The following is a 19595-nucleotide window of genomic DNA, read 5'->3' as shown; positions in this document are numbered from 1 at the left end:
AGAAACAATCAGGAGCTATTTACTTCGTCAGTTCGCTTCGCTCGTGTCCTGCTGTACGCTATATCTTTATGTTTTTAAAAAACATAAAGGTAATTGCGAGAGCAATTCGACCATCAGGGCTAGGGCTATATATTTATGAAACTATTTTCTTCTTTTTAAATGAATCTTTTTCTATTCAACAGTAATTCTAAGATCATTTATAACAGGAATGGAATCCACTTCTTTGAAATAATCAATTAAAATATTTCGCAATTTATAATCCAAAACATATTTCTCAACGCCTTTTTTAAAGAAATCCATATTGTCACCACCATTAGATAAATAATCATTGGTGCCCACATAATAAATTTTGTCTTTTTCAATTGGTTTTCCTTGAACTAAGATGTTTTTGGCTGTGTTATTTTTGTCAATCGTAAAGGTTATACCAGATAAAGGATGTGGTTTTTTCTCGGCTATAAAATAATCAACTAATTCAAAAATTTGCGCTCCTTTTAAAGCAATGACAACCATACTGTTTTCAAAAGGCATAATTTCAAAAGCTGTTCTGCTCGTAACATTTCCTTTTGGAAGAATAGAACGAATACCGCCATGATTCAGTAAACAGATATCGATATTCTTTTTTTCTCTGGCATTAAAAACCAAATTACCTCGCTCCAGAGTAACATCAGCCAGTAAATTTCCAATAGTAGTCTGCCATTTGCCGGAACTTTTATCTAAAGTTTCCGGACAATACGCCAAAACGCTGTCTAAATCTTTATTAATGTGCTCGCGGTAGGGTTTAATAAAGTTTTCAATTTGCTTTGCCTGTTCGCTATCTGGGCTGGTGTCAGGAGCTTGGTTTTCCTTTTCGGTAATTGGGATTCTTTTACCTTCTATCTTTGTAATGTAATAATTTTGTTTACTACAGGAAGTAATAAAAACAAATGTTAAGAATATAACAAAAAGTTTTAAAACATCGTTATACTTTTTTAGATTTACCATTTCAAATGCGACTTAATTAATTAATTTTGTAATCAAGTAAAAGTAATATGTTTTTAAATTACATAAAGAATTTTTCTGTAAAAAAAATATTAAAAAACAGCTTGCATAATGTTAAAAGCAGTTCGCTTTCAACTTCGATACAAACTGTAGGTTTACTTATAGATACCAGTTATTTTTCGGAAAAGGAGGCTTTGATTAACGAGTTAATTGCAAACGGAATTGCAGCAGACAATATTAAAGTTATTGTTTACAAAGACAAATTTAAAAAAAGCGCGGGCAATACTCATCCTGGTTTTGGAGCAAAAAATCTCAATTGGAAAGGGGAGATTACGGACCCGCTGGCCAATGATTTTATAAATGAGCAGTTTGATTTGCTAATCAGTTATTATGATGTTGAAAAGGCAATTTTAATGGTTGTTACTCATAATTCAAAAGCACAATTTAAAGTTGGATTTTCATCAATCGACAAAAGATTGAATCACTTGATGATTAATACCAATACTGAAAATTATAAAGTTTTCACTCACGAATTATTTAGATATTTAAAATTTTTAAACAAATTATAATCCAATATGCAATCATTAATAGGAACAGGTGTTGCCCTTGTGACGCCATTTAACGAGGATTTTTCAATTGATACTGAAGCATTAAACAGAATTGTAAATTTCTCTATCGATAATGGAATTGAATATCTTGTAGTACTCGGTACAACTGCTGAAAATGCAACATTGTCTCAAGACGAAAAAGAATTAGTTATTAAGACGGTAATAGAAACTAATAATGGAAGATTGCCATTGGTATTAGGGGTTGGAGGTAACAATACAATGAAGGTTGTAGAAGAGCTTAGAACTAGAGATTTGTCACAGTTTGCTGCAATACTTTCCGTTTCACCATACTATAATAAACCAACTCAGGAAGGAATTTACCAACACTTTAAAGCTGTTGCCGAAGCTTCTCCGATTCCTGTAATCTTATATAATGTTCCTGGAAGGACAGCAAGTAATATGTTGCCATCAACTGTTTTGCGTTTAGCTAATGATTTCAAAAATGTGGTTGCTATCAAGGAGGCGGCTGGAGATATTGTTCAGGCGATGCAAATATTGAAAAACAAACCAAAGGATTTCCTTGTGATTTCAGGCGATGATATGATTGCTTTACCAATGGTTTTGGCAGGTGGGTCTGGCGTTATATCTGTAATTGGACAAGGTTTTCCGAAAGAATTCTCTGAAATGATTCGATTGGGTTTAAATAGAAAAGTGGAAGAAGCATTCAAATCACAATACCTTTTATCGGATTGTATCGATATGATTTTTGAGCAGGGAAATCCTGCAGGAATCAAACAAGTGTTTCTGTCACTGGGAATCGCTGAAAATACAGTTCGTTTACCATTGGTAAAAGTAGATGAATCATTGGCTGGCAGAATTAGGCAATTTGTTGAAAAAATGAATAAACAAGCGTAAAAAGCAGTGTCTTTTTTTATGCAAAAATATATTTTGTAGTAGCTAAATTAATAACTAAATTTGCCACCGAAACTTCGGTATGATTTTCTGTTGACTAAACACAACACAGAAATTGTAAAAAAAGTAAAAAAATGAAAAAAATAATATCTCTATTGCTTCTTGTTACCCTTTTTTGTTCTTGTAACGAATATCAAAAAGCATTAAAAACCGAAGATGTTGCTGTAAAGTTTGACATGGCTACTAAATTGTATGATACCGGTAAATATTCAAAAGCGATTCGTCTTTTTGAACAAATTGCTCCGGCATACAGAGGTAAACCTCAGGCGGAAAAATTGTTTTACATGTTTGCACAATCGTATTACAAAACCAAACAATATTATTTAGCGGGATATCAATTTGAAAGTTTTGTTTCGGGTTATCCAAAAAGCGAAAAAATACAAGAAGCAGCTTATTTAGGGGCAAAAAGTTATTCGATGTTATCACCTGTGTATAGTCTTGATCAGGTGGATACAGTGAAAGCGATAGATAAATTACAAGCATTTATTGATACTTATCCTAACTCTGAATATTTGGCAGAAGCAAATACAACTGTAAAAGCGCTAAGTGAAAAAATAGAGAAAAAGGTATACGAAAATGCAAAAGGTTATAATACTATTTCAGATTTTAAATCAGCGATAGTTGCTTTTGATAACTTTATAGCTGATTACCCAGGAACAACATTCAAAGAAAGTGCTTTGTTTTACAAATTTGATTCGGCTTATCAACTAGCAATCAATAGTGTTCCTGCAAAAATGGAAGAGCGATTAAATGTTGCAGTAGTGTCACACTCAAATTTAATAAAATTTGATGAAAATACACAATACAAAAAGAAAGCTGATGAAATGTTAGCTAGAATTGAAAAAGATTTACAAAAATTTACTAAATAAATAAAGTCATGGATTTAAAAAAGACGAATGCTCCGGTAAATACAATAACATACAACAAGAATGTTATTGAAGAACCTACTGGGAACGTGTATGAAGCGATAACCATTATGGCTAAAAGAGCAAACCAAATCAATTCTGAAATCAAAAAAGAATTGACTGAGAAATTGGAAGAATTTGCTACATATAATGACAGTCTTGAAGAAGTTTTTGAAAATAAAGAACAAATTGAGGTTTCAAAATTTTACGAAAAATTGCCTAAGCCTCACGCTTTAGCAGTTCAAGAATGGTTAGATGGTAAAATTTACCACAGAGATTCAAATAAGTAATAGTAGTAATGTCAGTTTTAAACGGTAAGAAAATTTTACTAGGTATTTCTGGTGGAATTGCAGCCTATAAAACAGCTTCATTAGTACGACTTTTCATAAAAGCAGGTGCACATGTCCAAGTGATAATGACACCTGCTTCTAAGGATTTTATAACTCCATTAACGTTATCTACGTTATCTAAAAATCCTGTATTTTCAAGCTTTTACAATCAAGACGACGAGAATGAAAAATGGAATAATCATGTTGAATTAGCACTTTGGGCTGATTTAATGGTTATTGCTCCAGCTACTGCAAATACCTTGTCAAAAATGGCAAATGGCACTTGTGATAATCTTTTGATTGCAGCATACTTATCGGCAAAATGTCCGGTGTATTATGCACCTGCAATGGATCTGGATATGTACAAACATCCATCTACTATTGCTAATTTTTTCTCTCTGACTGAATTTGGTGATACTATAATTCCTGCTGAAAGTGGCGAATTAGCCAGTGGACTTTCAGGAGAAGGAAGAATGGCTGAACCGGAACACATTGTCGCATTTATAGAAGCTGATTTAGAAAGAGGATTGCCATTAAAAGGGAAAAAAATATTAATTACCGCCGGTCCCACATACGAAGCGATAGATCCTGTGCGTTTTATAGGAAATCATTCTTCGGGAAAAATGGGTTTTGATATTGCCTCAAGTGCTGCAAATCTGGGAGCTTCAGTAATAATAGTTACTGGCCCTACGCATTGTAAAGTAACTAATCCATTGATAAAAGTGATTCCTGTAGTTTCTGCTCAGGAAATGTACGATGCCTGCCATCTTTACTATTCTGATGTAGATGTTGCGATTGCTGCTGCTGCAGTAGCGGATTATAAGCCTAAAAATGTAGCTTCACAAAAGATAAAAAAGAATACAGATGATTTCACTATTGAACTGGAGAAAACAAAAGATATCTTAGCATCTTTAGGGCAAAGTAAAAAAAATCAGTTTTTAATTGGTTTTGCTTTGGAAACAGAAAATGAAATTGAAAATGCTAAGTTGAAAATTCAGAAAAAAAACTTAGATTTGATAGTTCTAAATTCATTGCAAGATAAAGGAGCCGGTTTTGGAAAGGCAACTAATAAAGTTACCTTCATAGATAAGTTTTTTACTATCAAGGCCATGGAATTGAAATCGAAAGAAGCAGTTGCTGATGATATACTAAATAAAGTAGTAGCACACTTTTATGAAATGAGCTAGCGGATTGCAATTCAAACGGCAATGATGATTTGCAATTACATAGGACCGATAAGAAACAATAGAAAGCTTACAGATGAATAAAATAATTACTTTTCTTTTACTACTGACTTTTGGGCTTTCGCAAGCGCAACAGTTAAATTGTACTGTGACAGTAAATGCACAGAAATTAAGTAATGCAAATCAGCAAGTTTTCAAGACCTTAGAGACATCAATAAGTGAATTTGTAAATAAAACGGATTGGACAGGGCAGAATTTCAAGCAAAACGAAAAGATTAATTGTTCAATGTATATTACAGTTTCATCGAATAGTGCAGACCAATTTACAGCCACTATTCAGGTACAATCATCAAGACCTGTTTTTAATTCCTCTTATGCCTCTCCCGTATTAAATTACAATGACAAAGACTTTAGTTTTAGATATACAGAGTTTGAAAATTTAATTTTTAATCCAACTACTTTTGATTCTAATTTAGTTTCTGTACTTGCTTTTTACAGTTATGTAATTTTAGGAATGGATTCGGATACTTTTGTTTTGGAATCTGGAAATCCAAATTTTGAAATTGCCCAAAACATTTCAAATGTGGCGCAACAAGGAGGTTCTAAAGGGTGGGGGCAAACGGATGGAAATCAAAACCGTTACTTTTTAATAAACGATATTTTATCGCCAACATTTAAACAAATCAGACAAACCATGTATGACTATCATACCGGACTGGATTTGATGAGTCAGGATTTGAAAGCTTCAAAAGAAAAAATAAAAGGGTCGTTAATTAATTTGGCAAAATTAAATGCTTCAAGACCCAATGCTTTTTTAACCCGTGTCTTTTTTGATGCTAAATCAGATGAAATAGTTTCTATATTTTCTGGTGGACCAAGTATTACTATATCAGATTTAGTCGATAATCTGAATAAAATTTCTCCTTTGAATTCAAGTAAATGGGTGCTAATAGAATATTAATTGGTTTTCAATTTTTAATTTAATACTTAGCCTTATATCACAAAACAATATATAAATGATAACGTCACTTTCGATAAAAAACTATGCTTTAATAGAAAAATTGACTATCGATTTTTCAAAAGGTTTTTCAACAATCACTGGGGAAACTGGTGCTGGTAAATCAATAATTTTAGGAGCATTAGGACTAGTTTTAGGAAAAAGAGCCGACTTGACTTCTTTGAAAAATAAGGAAGAGAAATGCATCATTGAAGCTCATTTTGAAATTTCAAAGTATAATTTGTTGTCATTTTTTGACGCCAATGATTTGGACTATGAAAATGAAACTATAATTAGACGCGAAATCCTGCCTTCCGGTAAATCAAGGGCTTTTATCAATGACAGTCCGGTAAATCTTCAGGAACTTCAAGAATTGAGTCTGTTCTTGATTGATATTCATTCGCAACAGCAAACCCAAGAACTTTCGGATGAAAATGTTCAGTTCGATATTATTGATGCCATTGCCAATAATAAAGAGACGATTTTGGATTACCAATCGCTTTTGAAAGGTTATAAATCGGATAAATCCAAATTGAATTCGGTACTGAAAAGACAAAGTGAAGCTAAGAAAGAACAGGAATACAATACTTTTTTGTTGGATGAATTGGTTGCTGCTCAATTAAAATCAGGCGAACAAGAAACTCTTGAAGCTGATTTTGAGAAGTTGAACAATGTTGAGATTATTAAAGAGTCTATTGATAAAGCTTTGGCTATTGCCAATGAAGAACAGATAGGAGTCTTGAATAATTTGAAAGAAATTAAAATTTCATTGCAAAAAATAGCACCCTTTTCAGCCGATTATCATTCTTTGTTAGAAAGAATTACAAGTTTAACTATTGAATTTGATGATATTTCGGATGAGATGAATCGCTGTTCAGAAAAACTAATTAATGATCCGGAGCAATTGGACTTAATTAGCCAAAAGCTGCAGGTTATTTTTAATTTACAAAAGAAACATCAGGTTACTACGGTGGATGAATTACTGGGAATTCAAAGTAACTTAGAAAATGCAGTTTTAGAATTAGGAAATATCGAAGAAGAAATTATAGCATTGACCCATTCTATTGAACAAAAAACAATGACATTAGATGCCATGTCGACTATAATTCATGATAATCGATTAGAATCGATTCCGGTTTTGTCTCAAAAATTGATTGCGATTTTAGAAACTTTGGGAATGCCTAATGTCCGCTTTAAAATCGACATCAATAGTACAGAAACCTATTTTCAAAACGGAAAGGATGAACTTCAGTTTTTATTTTCTGCCAATAAAGGAACTGATTTTGGATTATTAAAAAAAGTCGCCTCCGGTGGGGAAATGTCCAGAATCATGCTGGCAGTTAAAGCAATTTTGGCACAATATTCAAAATTGCCAACACTAATTTTTGATGAAATTGATACGGGGGTTTCGGGAGAGATTGCAATTAGGATGGGAGAAATCATGAAAGAAATGAGTCAGGAGATGCAAATTTTTGCTATTACCCATTTACCGCAAATCGCTGCAAAAGGGAATGCCCATTTCAAAGTGTTTAAATCAACTGTTGGTGACGATACACAATCGGAATTAAAGTTGTTAAACGAGCAAGACAGGGTAGTGGAAATTGCACAAATGTTATCAGGAACAATCGTTTCTGAATCAGCCTTAAATCACGCAAAGGCCTTGCTGAACTAATATTTTGCTTTATATTTGTTCCCTTTTAGGAAGCATTTTGCGAAAGCTTACAAACCATTATACGAAAAATTAAATTAAAGAATAACCAAATATGATTATAGAACCTAGAATGAGAGGATTTATTTGTACGACATCTCACCCAAAAGGATGCGAACAAAATGTTAAAAATCAGATAGAATATATACAATCAAAAGGAAATATTAATGGGGCTAAAAAAGTCTTAGTAATTGGAGCTTCAACTGGTTTTGGGTTGGCTTCCAGAATTACAAGTGCTTTTGGTTCTGATGCAGCAACGATTGGTGTATTTTTTGAAAAAGCACCTTCTGAAGGAAAAACGGCTTCACCTGGTTGGTATAATTCTGCAGCTTTCGAAAATGAAGCTCATAAAGCAGGTTTATATGCGAAAAGTATTAATGGAGATGCATTTTCGAATGAAGTAAAGAAACAAACATTAGATACTATCAAAGCTGATTTAGGTCAGATAGATTTAGTAATCTATAGTTTGGCTTCACCAGTTCGTATGCATCCTACAACAGGAGTTTTGCATCGTTCTGTTTTGAAACCAATTGGAAGTACTTTTACGAACAAAACGGTTGATTTTCATTCGGGAAAAGTTTCTGAAATTTCTATTGAGCCATGTAGTGGTGATGATATTGAAAATACGATTGCTGTAATGGGTGGTGAAGATTGGTCCATGTGGATGGATGCTTTAAAAGCAGAAAATTTATTGGCTCCGGGTGCAACAACTGTTGCCTATTCTTACATAGGGCCATCATTAACTGAAGCAGTTTATAGAAAAGGAACAATAGGTCGTGCTAAAGATCATCTTGAAGCGACTGCATTTGCTATCACTAACAGTTTAGCGAATATTGATGGAAAAGCATTTGTTTCTGTAAATAAAGCATTGGTAACTCAAGCAAGTTCTGCGATTCCTGTCATTCCTTTGTATATTTCTTTATTATACAAAATAATGAAAGAAGAAGGAATTCATGAAGGTTGTATTGAGCAAATTCAACGTTTATACCAAGAAAGATTATATACTGGAGATGAAGTTCCTGTAGATGAAAAGGGCAGAATTCGTATCGATGATTTAGAAATGCGTGCTGATGTTCAGGAAAAAGTAGCTAAATTATGGATTGAGGCTGTAACTGAAAACTTATCTGAAATAGGTGATTTAGAAGGTTACAGAAAAGATTTTTACAATCTATTTGGCTTTGACGTTCCAGGAGTAGATTATAAAGCAGATGCAAATGAAGTGGTAAACATAGAAAGTATTGCTTAATCCTATATTTACGGAATTAAATATTTATAAAACCATCAATTAATAGTTGATGGTTTTTTTATGGATAAAGGTTATATTTGTTAAAATTTTTTTGAGTCTAAAAAACATCTTTAATACCACATTCTTAATTTATGTTATTTTCCCTAATCATACCAGTTTACAATCGCCCGGAAGAAGTTGACGAACTTTTAGAAAGTTTATCTCATACAACTTACAACGAAATTTTTGAAATTGTTATAATTGAAGATGGATCTACTTTATCTTGCAAAGATATTGCTCAAAAATATGGTGACAGACTCGATATTTCCTATTATTCTAAGGATAATTCGGGGCCTGGAGATTCCAGAAATTATGGGATGAAAAAGGCCAGAGGAGATTACTTTATTATTTTTGACTCGGATTGTATTATTCCTGCAGCATATTTAAATGAAGTTGAAAAGGCGCTAAAGCAAAATTATGTGGATTGTTTTGGAGGTCCGGATAAAGCTTTGGACAGTTTTTCAGATATACAAAAAGCAATCAATTTTGCGATGACTTCATTTCTTACCACTGGAGGAATTAGAGGTGGTTCAGAAAAAATTGATAAGTTTCAGCCTAGAAGTTTTAACATGGGATTGTCTCGTAAAGCTTTTGAAGCCTCGAAAGGTTTTGGAAACATCCATCCTGGGGAAGATCCGGATTTATCAATTCGTTTGTGGAATTTAGGTTTTGAGACCAAACTATTTCCTAAAGCATTCGTGTATCACAAGCGAAGAATTGATTGGGATAAATTTTCCGTTCAGGTGAATAAATTTGGTAAAGCAAGACCCATTCTCAATAGTTGGTATCCACAATACAATAAACTGACTTTTTTCTTTCCTTCTGTTTTTATAATAGGATTTTTTACGTCCTTACTATTATTGATTTTCAATTTTGATCAACTGCTTCAGTTGTATTTTGTTTATTTTTTGGTATTGTTTTTGGGGTCTACTTATCAGAACAAGAGTGTTAAAATTGGATATTTATCATTAATAGCCGTTTGGAAACAATTTTATGGTTATGGAACAGGATTTTTGGAATCATTTATAAAAATCATCATTCTCAAGCAAAAACCACAAGAGGCTTTTCCCGAGTTATTTTTCAAAAATTAATATGACAAAAATAATTGGTTTAACAGGTGGTATTGGAAGTGGAAAAACAACTATTGCAAATTATTTTCAATCATTTGGGATTCCGGTTTACATTGCTGATGACGAAGCAAAGAAGATTATGCAATCTTCAGAAATTATAGCTGCGATAAAAAACGCATTTGGAAATGCTATTTTTGAAAATGATATCTTAAATAGGGAAAAATTGGCAGAAATTGTATTCAGTAACCCTGAAAAATTAGAAGTACTCAATACAATTGTTCACCCTGCGGTAAAAAAACATTTTGATCAATGGCTTTTGGAACATGCAACAGCGCCCTATATTATTTATGAAGCTGCTATTTTATTTGAAAGCGGAGGCTATAAAAGATGTGATATAATCATAACCGTCACAGTCCCAGTAGAATCAAGGGTTGAAAGGGTTATGCAGCGAGATGGAACTACTCGTGAGCTTGTTTTAAAGCGAATAAATGCACAGTGGACTGACGAACAACGCATCTCAAAAAGCGATTTTGTCATAGAAAATACTTCAATTGAAAAGGCAAAAACAGAAGTTGTTAAAATTCTTAAAATTTTAAAGATTAAACAAAACGAGTCTTAGATGTTAATCTTTGGTTAATGTATTATTTAATATATTGTTAAAATACTAATTTTGTCACGATGAATAAACTTTTTTTTAGATTGCTTGTGTTGTTGATGAGTTTGTCCTTGATAGGAATAATTCTCGTTCAGGTATATTGGTTTAATACCTCATTTAAAAACAATGATGAACAATTTAAATTTCATGTGAAGCAAGTTATTGGTAATGTAGCAGATAAGCTGCAACAACAGGAAGCCTATAGTTTTTATGATAAATACAATCATTATAAAGACAGTACAGGAAAGATTCCAAAAAAGAATGATTTGTTAGAGTTTTATTATGTTCAGAAGAATCCCAGAACGAATAAAACCATAATATATTCAAATAGTATTATATCAGAAGATTACAATATATCTTCAACGTTCTTTGATAAGAAATTTGACAGCGAAAGATTTAAAAATTTTAATTCTAAACGTGTTACAGAAGTTTATAACAATAATAAAATAGATAATTCAGGTGTTGAACAAAGTTTAATACCAGATGTTAGGATTGAAAAATCCGGAAATTTAGACGTTTTGGATAATGCACAATTTGAAATTTTCTTTAAGGATATTGCAGGTGCAATGCCTCTAGAAGAAAGAGTTTCAAAAGAATTATTGCGTAAACTGATAAAAAAAGAATTAGAGGAATATGGTGTAAACACAAAATTTGAGTTTGGAATATACAGCAGTAATTTAGCAACCAAAATAAAATCAGATGATTTTAAATATGACAAAGAAGCGACGTATTCGATTCCAATATTTACTGATAATGAAGGGAATAGTAAGTATCAGTTATTAGTAACTTTTCCTCATAAAAAGAAATTCTTATTATCGGAACTCGTTAGTATAACTGTGCTTTCAATCATATTTACGCTTATCATTATTATTGCCTATTCAAGTGCATTAAACCAATTGATTCGTCAACGTCACATATCAGAAATAAAAACAGATTTCATCAACAATATGACCCATGAGTTTAAAACTCCTATAGCAACTATTAATTTGGCTTTGGATGCAATAAAGAATCCAAAGATTATTGATGACAAGGAAAAGGTGTTTAGATACCTTCAAATGATTAGAGATGAAAATAAGAGGATGCATGCTCAGGTTGAAAATGTTTTAAGAATTTCTAAACTGGAGAAAAAAGAATTAGACATTAATAAAGATTCAAATAACATCCATGATGTTATTAATGATGCGATTGAGCATGTGAATTTAATTTTAGAAGACAGACAAGGTACAATTACAAGTCATTTCGACGCTGGTAGAACTACTGTTTTAATAAATGATGTGCATTTTACGAATGTGCTTGTTAATATTTTAGAAAATGCAATAAAATATTCGCCAAATATTCCAGAGATTGATGTTTTTACAGAAAATGTTAAAGACATGGTTATTATTAAAGTAAAGGATAATGGTTTGGGAATGAGTAAAGTGGCTCAAAAGAGAATTTTTGAAAAATTTTACAGAGAACATACAGGAGATATACATAATGTTAAAGGCCACGGACTAGGTCTAGCGTATGTAAAAAGAATAGTTGAAGACCATAACGGTCAAATTTATGTAGAAAGTGAAAAGGGAAAAGGAAGTACCTTCATAATAAAATTACCATTAATAAATTAGAACATGGAAAATGTAAATAAAAAAATACTTTTAGTTGAAGATGACCTTAATTTTGGAGCAGTACTAAAAGATTATTTAATGCTAAATGATTTTGATGTCACTTTGGCTAAAAATGGAATGGAGGGATTTGAAAAATTCAAAAAAGATACTTACGATTTGTGTATTCTGGATGTAATGATGCCATATAAAGATGGTTATACACTGGCAAAAGAAATCAGAGAAAAGAACAATGAAGTGCCTATTATTTTCTTGACTGCCAAATCTATGAAAGAAGATGTATTGAAAGGATATAAAGCAGGTGCCGATGATTATTTGAATAAGCCTTTTGATTCTGAAGTATTGTTGATGAAAATCAAAGCTATTATTCAAAGAAAATCTTCTGATACAAAAGCGGAGCAAGTACAGTTTGAATTTAATATTGGTAAATTCCATTTGAATTCAAAACTTCGTTTCTTAACTTATGATGACGAAGAGCCTATAAAATTGTCTCCAAAAGAGAATGAGTTATTAAAAATGTTGATTCTTCATGAAAATGATTTGATGCCGAGAGAATTGGCCTTGACAAAAATATGGAGAGATGATAATTACTTTACTTCAAGAAGTATGGATGTGTACATCGCTAAGTTAAGAAAATATCTGAAACTGGATGAAGATGTCGAAATCTTAAATATTCACGGTGAAGGATTTAGATTAGTTGTAAAAAATAAAACGGCAGTATAAAGAAATTAGGCTTCGAGAAATCGGAGCCTTTTTTGTTTGGAATGTCCCATCCTGAAAATAGGCTGTCACCCAAAGAACTTGTTTATGGAATCATAATTACCCCAAAGACAAATACGTAGTCAACGAGATTACAGCCTAGCTTTTAAGAGATGCCATATCGATTACAAAACGCTAACGAACATAACTTTTAAGTATTCTTTCATTGGATTCATTGATGTCCTTCATTTTGATTAATTCAATTTCATATTGATATCTCTTTAATTTTTTGGTTGCGATGAACTGAAGGTATGATTTCCCGCGAAGAAGCGCTTTGTCTACGAAAACAAAAATCTCCCGAAACTGGATTTAAACCATAAACTATATTTTAATAACTCTTTTATAGTTCGAATTTCTATATCTCAGTATCTTTTAAACTAAAAAGGTAGTGTACTTTGCAAAAAACTTTGCGAACTTTGCGGTCAAATGATAGAACATGAATGAGTATAACGCAAGCTCGAAATAAACACCGATAGGGCTATGCGAATTACATACTCCTTTAAGAAACAAATATAAACTACGTATGAAAATAAATCCAAAAAACGGAATTGACAAGCTCATTTTCGGAATGAAACAAAATGATGTTACCACTATTTACGGTAAACCAGATAGAAACTACAAGGACGAAGATGATAATGTGATTTTTGCCTACAATAAACTTAAAATGCGTTTGACTTTCTATGTAGAGGAAGATTTTAAATTAGGTTATATTGTGGCTTCGAGTCCGGAACTGGAGTTGTTTGGGAATAAAGTGATTAATAGAAAAATCAGTGATGTCAAAAAAGATTTGCTTGCCAAAGGAATAACTAAATTCACTCAGGAAGAATTCGATACTTTTGAAAACTATTTCAATGAGGAAAATTGGATCATCTTTCAAACGGAATTTGATGAGGTAGTGAAATTTGAGATTGGTGCGATTATTAATCAAAAAGATGAATTTGATTGGAAATTTGGAAAGAAATAATCCCCTTTCTGATTGGAGTTTTATAGCACACAGATGACACGGATCCAACAGAAAAACACGGATTTTTAAAGATTTTTATAATCAGTGTAAATCCGTTTAATCTGTCTAAACCGTGTGCTGATTTTTGGTTATTTGTATTCATCGGAATAATTTGAAATAACAAACCCGACAATTCGCTTTGGTGAGAACTGTCGGGTTTTTTATTGAATACTTTTTTGATATTTACTGTTTCGGAGCGGGCTGTTTTTCAAACATTTCCAATTCGAAAACAAGATTAGTATTGGGTGGAATTACACTACCAGCACCTCTTTGGCCGTAAGCCAAATTAGCAGGGATGAAAATCACGGCTTTGTCTCCAAAAGACATTAGGGCCAAGCCTTCCAAAAATCCGGGAATCATTCCGTCTTTTTTGCCTGCTTCAAAAGGGAACACTTGGTATCCGTTTTGAGCGGCTCTGTTCGCATCGTATTTTCCGTAGTCTTTGCTTACGTTTTCATAGCTGCTGTCAAATAAAGTTCCGTCCTCGAAATAACCCGCGTAATGAAAATAGAAAGTCGTACCGTCAGCAGGTTTTACACCGCTTCCTTTTTGAACTATTTTATAGGCTAAACCGGTGGTGGTGGTAGTTGCGGTTGCTTTTGCAGCGGCTAAATAGGCTGTTTTTGCAGTGATAATGCTACCGTATTTTTCAAAATAAGCTTTTTTACTTTCTGTAGCAAGTGCAACTTGTTTCTTTTGATTTTCAGCATCAATTAATGCTTGTTTCTTAGCATCTTCGGCTTTATTGTTGAAATAATCTGAGAATACTTTTGGAGCATCAAATTGTTTTGCTAATGCTCCTTTTCTTATGATGGTAATCTTCTTAATGATATCCTCTTGAGTAATTAGATTTACAATGCTCATTCCTTCGGTAACATGACCAAAAACGGTGTGTTTTCCATCCAACCAAGGAGTTTCTTTGTGCGTGATAAAAAATTGGCTTCCATTTGTAGTTGGGCCAGAGTTTGCCATAGAGAGAATACCGCCTTTGTTGTGTTTCAAATCGGTAAACTCATCTTTGAACGCATAGCCGGGACCACCAGAACCGTTCCCGGATGGATCACCGCCCTGAATCATAAAATCTTTAATAACGCGGTGAAATTTTAAACCATCGAAAAAAGGTTTCCTTTTTAGTTTTTCATCTGCCACAAAAGTATTTTTTCCTTCGGCAAGCGCTATAAAGTTGGCTACAGTAACCGGTGTTTTTTTGTATTCCAACTGAGCAGTAATATCTCCTTTAGTAGTTGAAATGATTGCAAAAATCCCTTCAATTGCTACAGGAGTTTTTACTGTTGCTTTTACAGCTGGTTTTACAATTGCTTTTACACCCGGTTTCGCTAAAGTTGTCGTTGGTTTTTTAGCAGGAACAGTTTTTTTGGTAGTTTGAGCCTGAACACTCAGGATTCCAAAAAATAATAAAAATAGAATTTTAAATTTCATCTTGTAATAGTTTAAGGTCAGACTTTTACTTCGCTATTGAGGCATTGCTTCTAATAATTCAATTTCAAAAATAATATTGGCATTTGGCGGAATTACTCCACCAGCACCCGCTTGACCATAGGCCAGTTTTGACGGAATGAATATTACGGCTTTGTCACCAAGAGCTAATTTCTCCAGTCCTTCAATGAAACCAGGAATCATGCCATCTTTTTTCCCGGCTTGAAAAGGAATCGGTTGGTAGCCATTTTGAGCGGCTCTGTTTTCATCGTATTTTCCAAAAGTTTTAGCAGCACTTTCTACACTTGCGTCAAATAGTTCACCGTCTTCAAGAAAACCGGCGTAATGAATGAAAATATTAGCACCATTAGCGGGTTTTTTACCGCCACTTTTCTGAGTTATTACGTATTGTAATCCAGTAGGTGTTTTTGTCGCTTTAGTTTTTAACGCAGCAAAATAAGCTATTTTTTGATCCCGAACTTCTTTGTATTTGGCGTTGTACATTTTTTTGTTTTCGGCATCAATGGCTGCTTTTTTCTTTTGGTTTTGAGACTCTATCGAGAAATAATCACTGAATGTTTTTACTGCATCAAACTTTTTTGCCGCTTCACCATTTCTAATGATAGTCACTTTATTGATGTAATCATTTTGTTCAATCTTCTCCACTACATCTATTCCTTTTTCTACAACATGACCAAAAATGGTGTGTTTGCCTTCCAGCCAAGGAGTCGCAAGATGGGTGATGAAAAACTGACTGCTGTTAGTTGTAGGTCCGTTGTTGGCCATAGCCAAAACACCACCTTTGTCAAATCTCAAATCGGAAAATTCGTCTTTGAATTTATAACCGGTATCTCCTGATCCTGTTCCTAATGGGTCTCCCGTTTGTATCATGAATTCTTTAATCACTCTGTGAAATTTCAAACCGTCAAAAAAGGGTCTGTTTTTTAGATTTTCATTGGTAACAAATTTATTTTTTCCTTCGGCCAAAGTGACGTAGTTGGCTACTGTGATAGGTGCTTTTTCAAAATCTAGTTGTACTATTATTTCGCCTTTATTGGTTTCAATTTTGGCATATAAACCATCAGGAAGATCATTGTGTTCTTCTTTACAAGAATAAAATGAGGCAATTACAAGTAATACGAATAGGATGCTTTTTTTCATTTCTAAAATTTATTTTTTATTGTGTTATGGTGTCTTTTGATTTGATTTCTGTTGCGACTTCCTGTTTTACTGTCGGAGCTGTTGGTTTTATTTCGCTTTCTTTTCTATAGGCAGCTTCCGATTTAAAATCACGAAGTGTTACCGTACAAAACAGCGGTTGATTTATACCAATTTTCTTGTTGTCTCCGTGGTAGCCATAGCCCATATGTGAGGTAAAAAGAAAATTTACTTTCTCTTTTTTACGCATCAATTTTATACCGTCTCTCAATCCCATCATGATATTTTGTTTGTCAACATAATAAACTTGAGGTCTTAATTCTAATTCAGAATAAATGATATTACCTTTCAAATCTTTAATTTCATAATCAAAGAATGCAACATCTCCTTTTTTTGGTGTTAAAGTATCCAGCTCATTTTTAACCACATAAGAATACCAATATCCTTTTGATGAAGCAATAAATTTTACTTTAGGATTTCTTTTGATAACTGCATCAATTTGTCCTTCCTCACCGGCTATTAATTTTTTATTCCGCTCTATCGATTTCTTCATAAAGCTCCCTGAAGCCTGAGAAATAGGTTTGCGGGCATCCTGATGTTGTTTACAACTTGAAACTAATGCGAACAAAAAGAATACAATTGCGATTAATTTGCTATTTTTCATGTATTAGATAGTTAGTTTTGTTACTAAATCTTCAAATTTCTTTATTGTTTCGTCCATGGATACTTCTGATTTCCCACCAGCCGCATTACGATGTCCACCACCATTAAAGTAATCTCTTGCGAATTGATTGACATCGAAATCACCTTGGGAACGGAACGAAATCTTGATAATTTTCTCTTCCTTATTTTCGATGAAAATAGCTGTAAAAAGGATTCCTTTTATGCTCAATCCGTAATTTACAATACCTTCTGTATCTCCTTTGACATAATCAAAAGAGTTTAATTCATCTTGTGTAAGTATTGTGTAAGCTGTTTTATGCTCTGTTAACACTTTCATGTTTTGAAGCGCTCTTCCCAACAATTGTAAACGTCCAAAAGAACTGTTGTCAAATAATAAGGTTGGAATCTCCGTGTTTTCTACTCCTAGATCAATTAATTCAGCAACAATTCTGTGTGTGTCTCCTGTTGTTTTTGGAAAACGAAATGAACCTGAATCGGTTAGAATTCCAGTATAAATACAAGTTCCGATAGTTTTGTCGATGTCTTCTTTTTTTCCAAGAAATAAAATGAAGTTGTATAACATTTCACAAGTTGACCCATACGAAGTGTCTGAATAGGTAAATGTAGCATAATCATCCGGTTTTTGATGATGATCAATCATGATGAATGCTGTTTTTAGCTTTGCTAAAACATTTTCCATTTCACCTGTGCGGTGCAAGGCATTAAAATCCAATGTGAAGATTAGTTCTGCTTCTTCAAGAATTTTGGTGCAGTTGACTTTGTCTTTTTCGTATATTTTAACAGTTTCCGATCCAGGCATCCATGCTAAAAATTCAGGAAACTCATTTGGAGAAACTACAACAGGATGATGGTTGTTTTTTAATAAAAAATGATATAATCCTAAGGTCGAACCCATAGCGTCGCCATCAGGACCACGGTGTGGAATAATTACAATTTTTTTTGGAGTTGATAATAACAACTGTATCGCTTGAATGTCTTGTATTTTCATAGTTTGCGAAATTACATTTTTTTAATGTAATGTTGAAATCATTTATATAATTAACAAACTTTTACAATCTTAGAAAAGGTCTAGGTTTTTCGTTTTAATTTTTTGATAGAGGCGGTATTTGGTGCCTTTTACAATTTGGGCATGATAGATTCCTACTGAGCCTGAAGAAAAGTAGGCTGTTAAACAGGCGATACCAATGAAAATGCCGCTTTCTATCCCAAAAAGTTCCATTCCCATGACTGTACAGGCAATAGGAGTATGGGTTGCTCCAGAAAAGACAGCAACAAAACCCATTCCTGCCAAAAGTGCAATAGGTAAAGGAACAATTAGCGATAAAGCACTTCCTAGCGTGGCACCCACGAAGAACAGCGGAGTTACTTCGCCACCTTTGAATCCAGCTCCCAGTGTAAATCCGGTAAATAGTATTTTTAGAAGAAAATCATAGGAAGCATTTGGATTCGAAAATGCATCCACAATCATTGGTACTCCTAAGCCGATGTATTTTGTGGTCCCGATAAGGTAAATTACTAAAGCAAGTATAATTCCTCCTATGAATGGACGAAGTGGAGGAAAGGGTATTGTTTTCGAAAATAAAGCGCCCCAAAAGTGGGTGCTTCGGGAGAATAACATGGCTGCTAAGCCAAAAAGAATACTAACTAGAATCACCCAAAGTATGTTGGTAAAATTCATTTCGGGAAGAATTGGAATACTATAATGGGTGTGTTTTACTTGCCAGAATTCAACCGTAAAATAAGCAATGTAAGCGGTTATAAAAGTCAAAGGAATACTTTTGTAACTGATTTTACTGAAATATAAAACTTCTAAAGCAAACAAGGCTCCAGCCAAAGGTGTACCAAAAACCGATGCAAAACCAGCACTGATTCCCAGAATGATTAGTGTCTTTCTCTCAGAATTATCAAGTTTGAAAAGTTTTGTAAATTGATCGGCAATGGAGCCTCCCATTTGTACAGCTGTGCCTTCGCGACCTGCGGAACCTCCCAAAAGATGTGTTATTAAGGTGCTAATAAGTACCAAAGGCGCCATTTTTAACGGAATTATTTTCTGGGGATTTTCGTATTCTTCCAGTAATAAATTATTACCTTTTACAACATCCTTTCCCCAATAATGGTAACACAACCCTATGATGAGGCCGCCTACTGGCAAGAGCCAAATAATCCAGTTGTTGTGTTCTCTATAGTGTGTAGCCCATTCAAGTGCCACTAAAAAAAACGCGGATGCTGATCCAGAAAAAATGCCTGTCAAAGCACAAATGAAAATCCATTTGGGTATGACAAGCATTATTTTTTTAGCGTTTTCTAAATTCATTATAG

19 protein-coding genes are annotated in these 19595 nt (G+C 33.4%); 13 read left to right on the top strand and 6 right to left on the bottom strand.

What is annotated here, in order from left to right; genetic code table 11:
- Positions 1-171: 171 nt before the first annotated feature.
- Positions 172-981 carry a 5'-nucleotidase C-terminal domain-containing protein gene (locus tag ACM55F_RS08080; protein ID WP_416853307.1) on the bottom strand — a complete coding sequence of 270 codons (810 nt, stop codon included), beginning with the start codon at positions 979-981 and terminating at the stop codon, positions 172-174.
- Between the two features lie 101 nt (positions 982-1082).
- Here ACM55F_RS08080 and ACM55F_RS08075 point away from each other — a divergent pair, with 101 nt between their 5' ends.
- The 13 genes from ACM55F_RS08075 (at position 1083) to ACM55F_RS08015 (ending at position 13958) form a co-directional block, all read left to right on the top strand.
- Entirely contained in the window at positions 1083-1547 is a 465-nt protein-coding gene (locus ACM55F_RS08075) for a DUF6913 domain-containing protein (RefSeq protein ID WP_416853306.1), read from the top strand.
- A 6-nt stretch (positions 1548-1553) separates the two neighbouring features.
- The gene (dapA, locus tag ACM55F_RS08070; protein WP_416853305.1) at positions 1554-2441 is read left to right on the top strand and encodes a 4-hydroxy-tetrahydrodipicolinate synthase; all 888 of its coding nucleotides are present in this window, start codon (positions 1554-1556) and stop codon (positions 2439-2441) included.
- Between the two features lie 131 nt (positions 2442-2572).
- Complete coding sequence (locus tag ACM55F_RS08065; RefSeq protein ID WP_416853304.1) at positions 2573-3367, top strand: outer membrane protein assembly factor BamD; 795 nt, start codon at positions 2573-2575, stop codon at positions 3365-3367.
- Between the two features lie 8 nt (positions 3368-3375).
- Complete coding sequence (locus ACM55F_RS08060) at positions 3376-3693, top strand: DNA-directed RNA polymerase subunit omega (RefSeq protein ID WP_035671643.1); 318 nt, start codon at positions 3376-3378, stop codon at positions 3691-3693.
- An 8-nt stretch (positions 3694-3701) separates the two neighbouring features.
- Positions 3702-4919, top strand: coding sequence for a bifunctional phosphopantothenoylcysteine decarboxylase/phosphopantothenate--cysteine ligase CoaBC (coaBC, locus tag ACM55F_RS08055; protein ID WP_416853303.1), 1218 nt, complete (start codon positions 3702-3704; stop codon positions 4917-4919).
- A gap of 73 nt (positions 4920-4992) precedes the next feature.
- On the top strand, positions 4993-5877 hold the full coding sequence (porD, locus tag ACM55F_RS08050; RefSeq protein ID WP_416853302.1) for a type IX secretion system protein PorD: 885 nt from the start codon (positions 4993-4995) through the stop codon (positions 5875-5877).
- A gap of 55 nt (positions 5878-5932) precedes the next feature.
- A complete protein-coding gene (gene recN, locus ACM55F_RS08045; RefSeq protein WP_416853301.1) occupies positions 5933-7585 on the top strand; it encodes a DNA repair protein RecN in 1653 nt (550 codons plus the stop codon).
- A gap of 91 nt (positions 7586-7676) precedes the next feature.
- Positions 7677-8867 (top strand): enoyl-ACP reductase FabV, encoded by a 1191-nt coding sequence (fabV, locus tag ACM55F_RS08040; protein WP_416853300.1) that lies wholly within the window; start codon positions 7677-7679, stop codon positions 8865-8867.
- A gap of 131 nt (positions 8868-8998) precedes the next feature.
- On the top strand, positions 8999-9997 hold the full coding sequence (locus tag ACM55F_RS08035) for a glycosyltransferase family 2 protein (RefSeq protein ID WP_416853299.1): 999 nt from the start codon (positions 8999-9001) through the stop codon (positions 9995-9997).
- Position 9998: 1 nt separating this feature from the next.
- Positions 9999-10595, top strand: coding sequence for a dephospho-CoA kinase (gene coaE / locus ACM55F_RS08030; RefSeq protein ID WP_416853297.1), 597 nt, complete (start codon positions 9999-10001; stop codon positions 10593-10595).
- 59 nt (positions 10596-10654) lie between these two features.
- Complete coding sequence (locus tag ACM55F_RS08025; protein ID WP_416853296.1) at positions 10655-12238, top strand: sensor histidine kinase; 1584 nt, start codon at positions 10655-10657, stop codon at positions 12236-12238.
- 3 nt (positions 12239-12241) lie between these two features.
- On the top strand, positions 12242-12958 hold the full coding sequence (locus tag ACM55F_RS08020; protein ID WP_416853294.1) for a response regulator transcription factor: 717 nt from the start codon (positions 12242-12244) through the stop codon (positions 12956-12958).
- A gap of 559 nt (positions 12959-13517) precedes the next feature.
- Positions 13518-13958 (top strand): hypothetical protein, encoded by a 441-nt coding sequence (locus ACM55F_RS08015; RefSeq protein ID WP_416853293.1) that lies wholly within the window; start codon positions 13518-13520, stop codon positions 13956-13958.
- Positions 13959-14180: 222 nt separating this feature from the next.
- On the opposite strand, the gene ACM55F_RS08010 is transcribed toward ACM55F_RS08015, so the two are convergent.
- From ACM55F_RS08010 to ACM55F_RS07990, 5 genes are all read right to left on the bottom strand, one after another.
- Positions 14181-15437, bottom strand: a complete 1257-nt coding sequence (locus tag ACM55F_RS08010; protein ID WP_416853292.1) for a peptidylprolyl isomerase — start codon at positions 15435-15437, stop codon at positions 14181-14183.
- A gap of 33 nt (positions 15438-15470) precedes the next feature.
- On the bottom strand, positions 15471-16595 hold the full coding sequence (locus ACM55F_RS08005; protein WP_416853291.1) for a peptidylprolyl isomerase: 1125 nt from the start codon (positions 16593-16595) through the stop codon (positions 15471-15473).
- A 16-nt stretch (positions 16596-16611) separates the two neighbouring features.
- Positions 16612-17256, bottom strand: coding sequence for a gliding motility-associated peptidyl-prolyl isomerase GldI (gene gldI, locus ACM55F_RS08000; RefSeq protein WP_416853290.1), 645 nt, complete (start codon positions 17254-17256; stop codon positions 16612-16614).
- 3 nt (positions 17257-17259) lie between these two features.
- Positions 17260-18264, bottom strand: coding sequence for a DHH family phosphoesterase (locus ACM55F_RS07995; protein WP_416853289.1), 1005 nt, complete (start codon positions 18262-18264; stop codon positions 17260-17262).
- Positions 18265-18333: 69 nt separating this feature from the next.
- The gene (locus tag ACM55F_RS07990) at positions 18334-19590 is read right to left on the bottom strand and encodes a voltage-gated chloride channel family protein (protein ID WP_416853288.1); all 1257 of its coding nucleotides are present in this window, start codon (positions 19588-19590) and stop codon (positions 18334-18336) included.
- Positions 19591-19595: the final 5 nt, after the last annotated feature.

It is taken from the genome of Flavobacterium melibiosi, from assembly GCF_048158545.1.
In the GTDB taxonomy this organism is placed as follows: Bacteria; Bacteroidota; Bacteroidia; order Flavobacteriales; family Flavobacteriaceae; genus Flavobacterium; species Flavobacterium melibiosi.
Note: the sequence above shows the minus strand (reverse complement) of the source record. Positions and strands in the feature narration are given on the sequence as shown.

Excerpts from the sequence above, each read along its gene's own strand:
- porD (WP_416853302.1), top strand. The coding sequence starts at position 4,993 with ATGAATAAAATAATTACTTTTCTTTTACTACTGACTTTTGGGCTTTCG.
- ACM55F_RS08025 (WP_416853296.1), top strand. The coding sequence starts at position 10,655 with ATGAATAAACTTTTTTTTAGATTGCTTGTGTTGTTGATGAGTTTGTCC.
- ACM55F_RS08060 (WP_035671643.1), top strand. The coding sequence starts at position 3,376 with ATGGATTTAAAAAAGACGAATGCTCCGGTAAATACAATAACATACAAC.
- coaE (WP_416853297.1), top strand. The coding sequence starts at position 9,999 with ATGACAAAAATAATTGGTTTAACAGGTGGTATTGGAAGTGGAAAAACA.
- recN (WP_416853301.1), top strand. The coding sequence starts at position 5,933 with ATGATAACGTCACTTTCGATAAAAAACTATGCTTTAATAGAAAAATTG.
- ACM55F_RS08015 (WP_416853293.1), top strand. The coding sequence starts at position 13,518 with ATGAAAATAAATCCAAAAAACGGAATTGACAAGCTCATTTTCGGAATG.
- dapA (WP_416853305.1), top strand. The coding sequence starts at position 1,554 with ATGCAATCATTAATAGGAACAGGTGTTGCCCTTGTGACGCCATTTAAC.
- ACM55F_RS08035 (WP_416853299.1), top strand. The coding sequence starts at position 8,999 with ATGTTATTTTCCCTAATCATACCAGTTTACAATCGCCCGGAAGAAGTT.
- fabV (WP_416853300.1), top strand. The coding sequence starts at position 7,677 with ATGATTATAGAACCTAGAATGAGAGGATTTATTTGTACGACATCTCAC.
- ACM55F_RS08005 (WP_416853291.1), bottom strand. The coding sequence starts at position 16,595 with ATGAAAAAAAGCATCCTATTCGTATTACTTGTAATTGCCTCATTTTAT.
- ACM55F_RS08020 (WP_416853294.1), top strand. The coding sequence starts at position 12,242 with ATGGAAAATGTAAATAAAAAAATACTTTTAGTTGAAGATGACCTTAAT.
- coaBC (WP_416853303.1), top strand. The coding sequence starts at position 3,702 with ATGTCAGTTTTAAACGGTAAGAAAATTTTACTAGGTATTTCTGGTGGA.
- gldI (WP_416853290.1), bottom strand. The coding sequence starts at position 17,256 with ATGAAAAATAGCAAATTAATCGCAATTGTATTCTTTTTGTTCGCATTA.
- ACM55F_RS08010 (WP_416853292.1), bottom strand. The coding sequence starts at position 15,437 with ATGAAATTTAAAATTCTATTTTTATTATTTTTTGGAATCCTGAGTGTT.
- ACM55F_RS07990 (WP_416853288.1), bottom strand. The coding sequence starts at position 19,590 with ATGAATTTAGAAAACGCTAAAAAAATAATGCTTGTCATACCCAAATGG.
- ACM55F_RS07995 (WP_416853289.1), bottom strand. The coding sequence starts at position 18,264 with ATGAAAATACAAGACATTCAAGCGATACAGTTGTTATTATCAACTCCA.
- ACM55F_RS08065 (WP_416853304.1), top strand. The coding sequence starts at position 2,573 with ATGAAAAAAATAATATCTCTATTGCTTCTTGTTACCCTTTTTTGTTCT.
- ACM55F_RS08080 (WP_416853307.1), bottom strand. The coding sequence starts at position 981 with ATGGTAAATCTAAAAAAGTATAACGATGTTTTAAAACTTTTTGTTATA.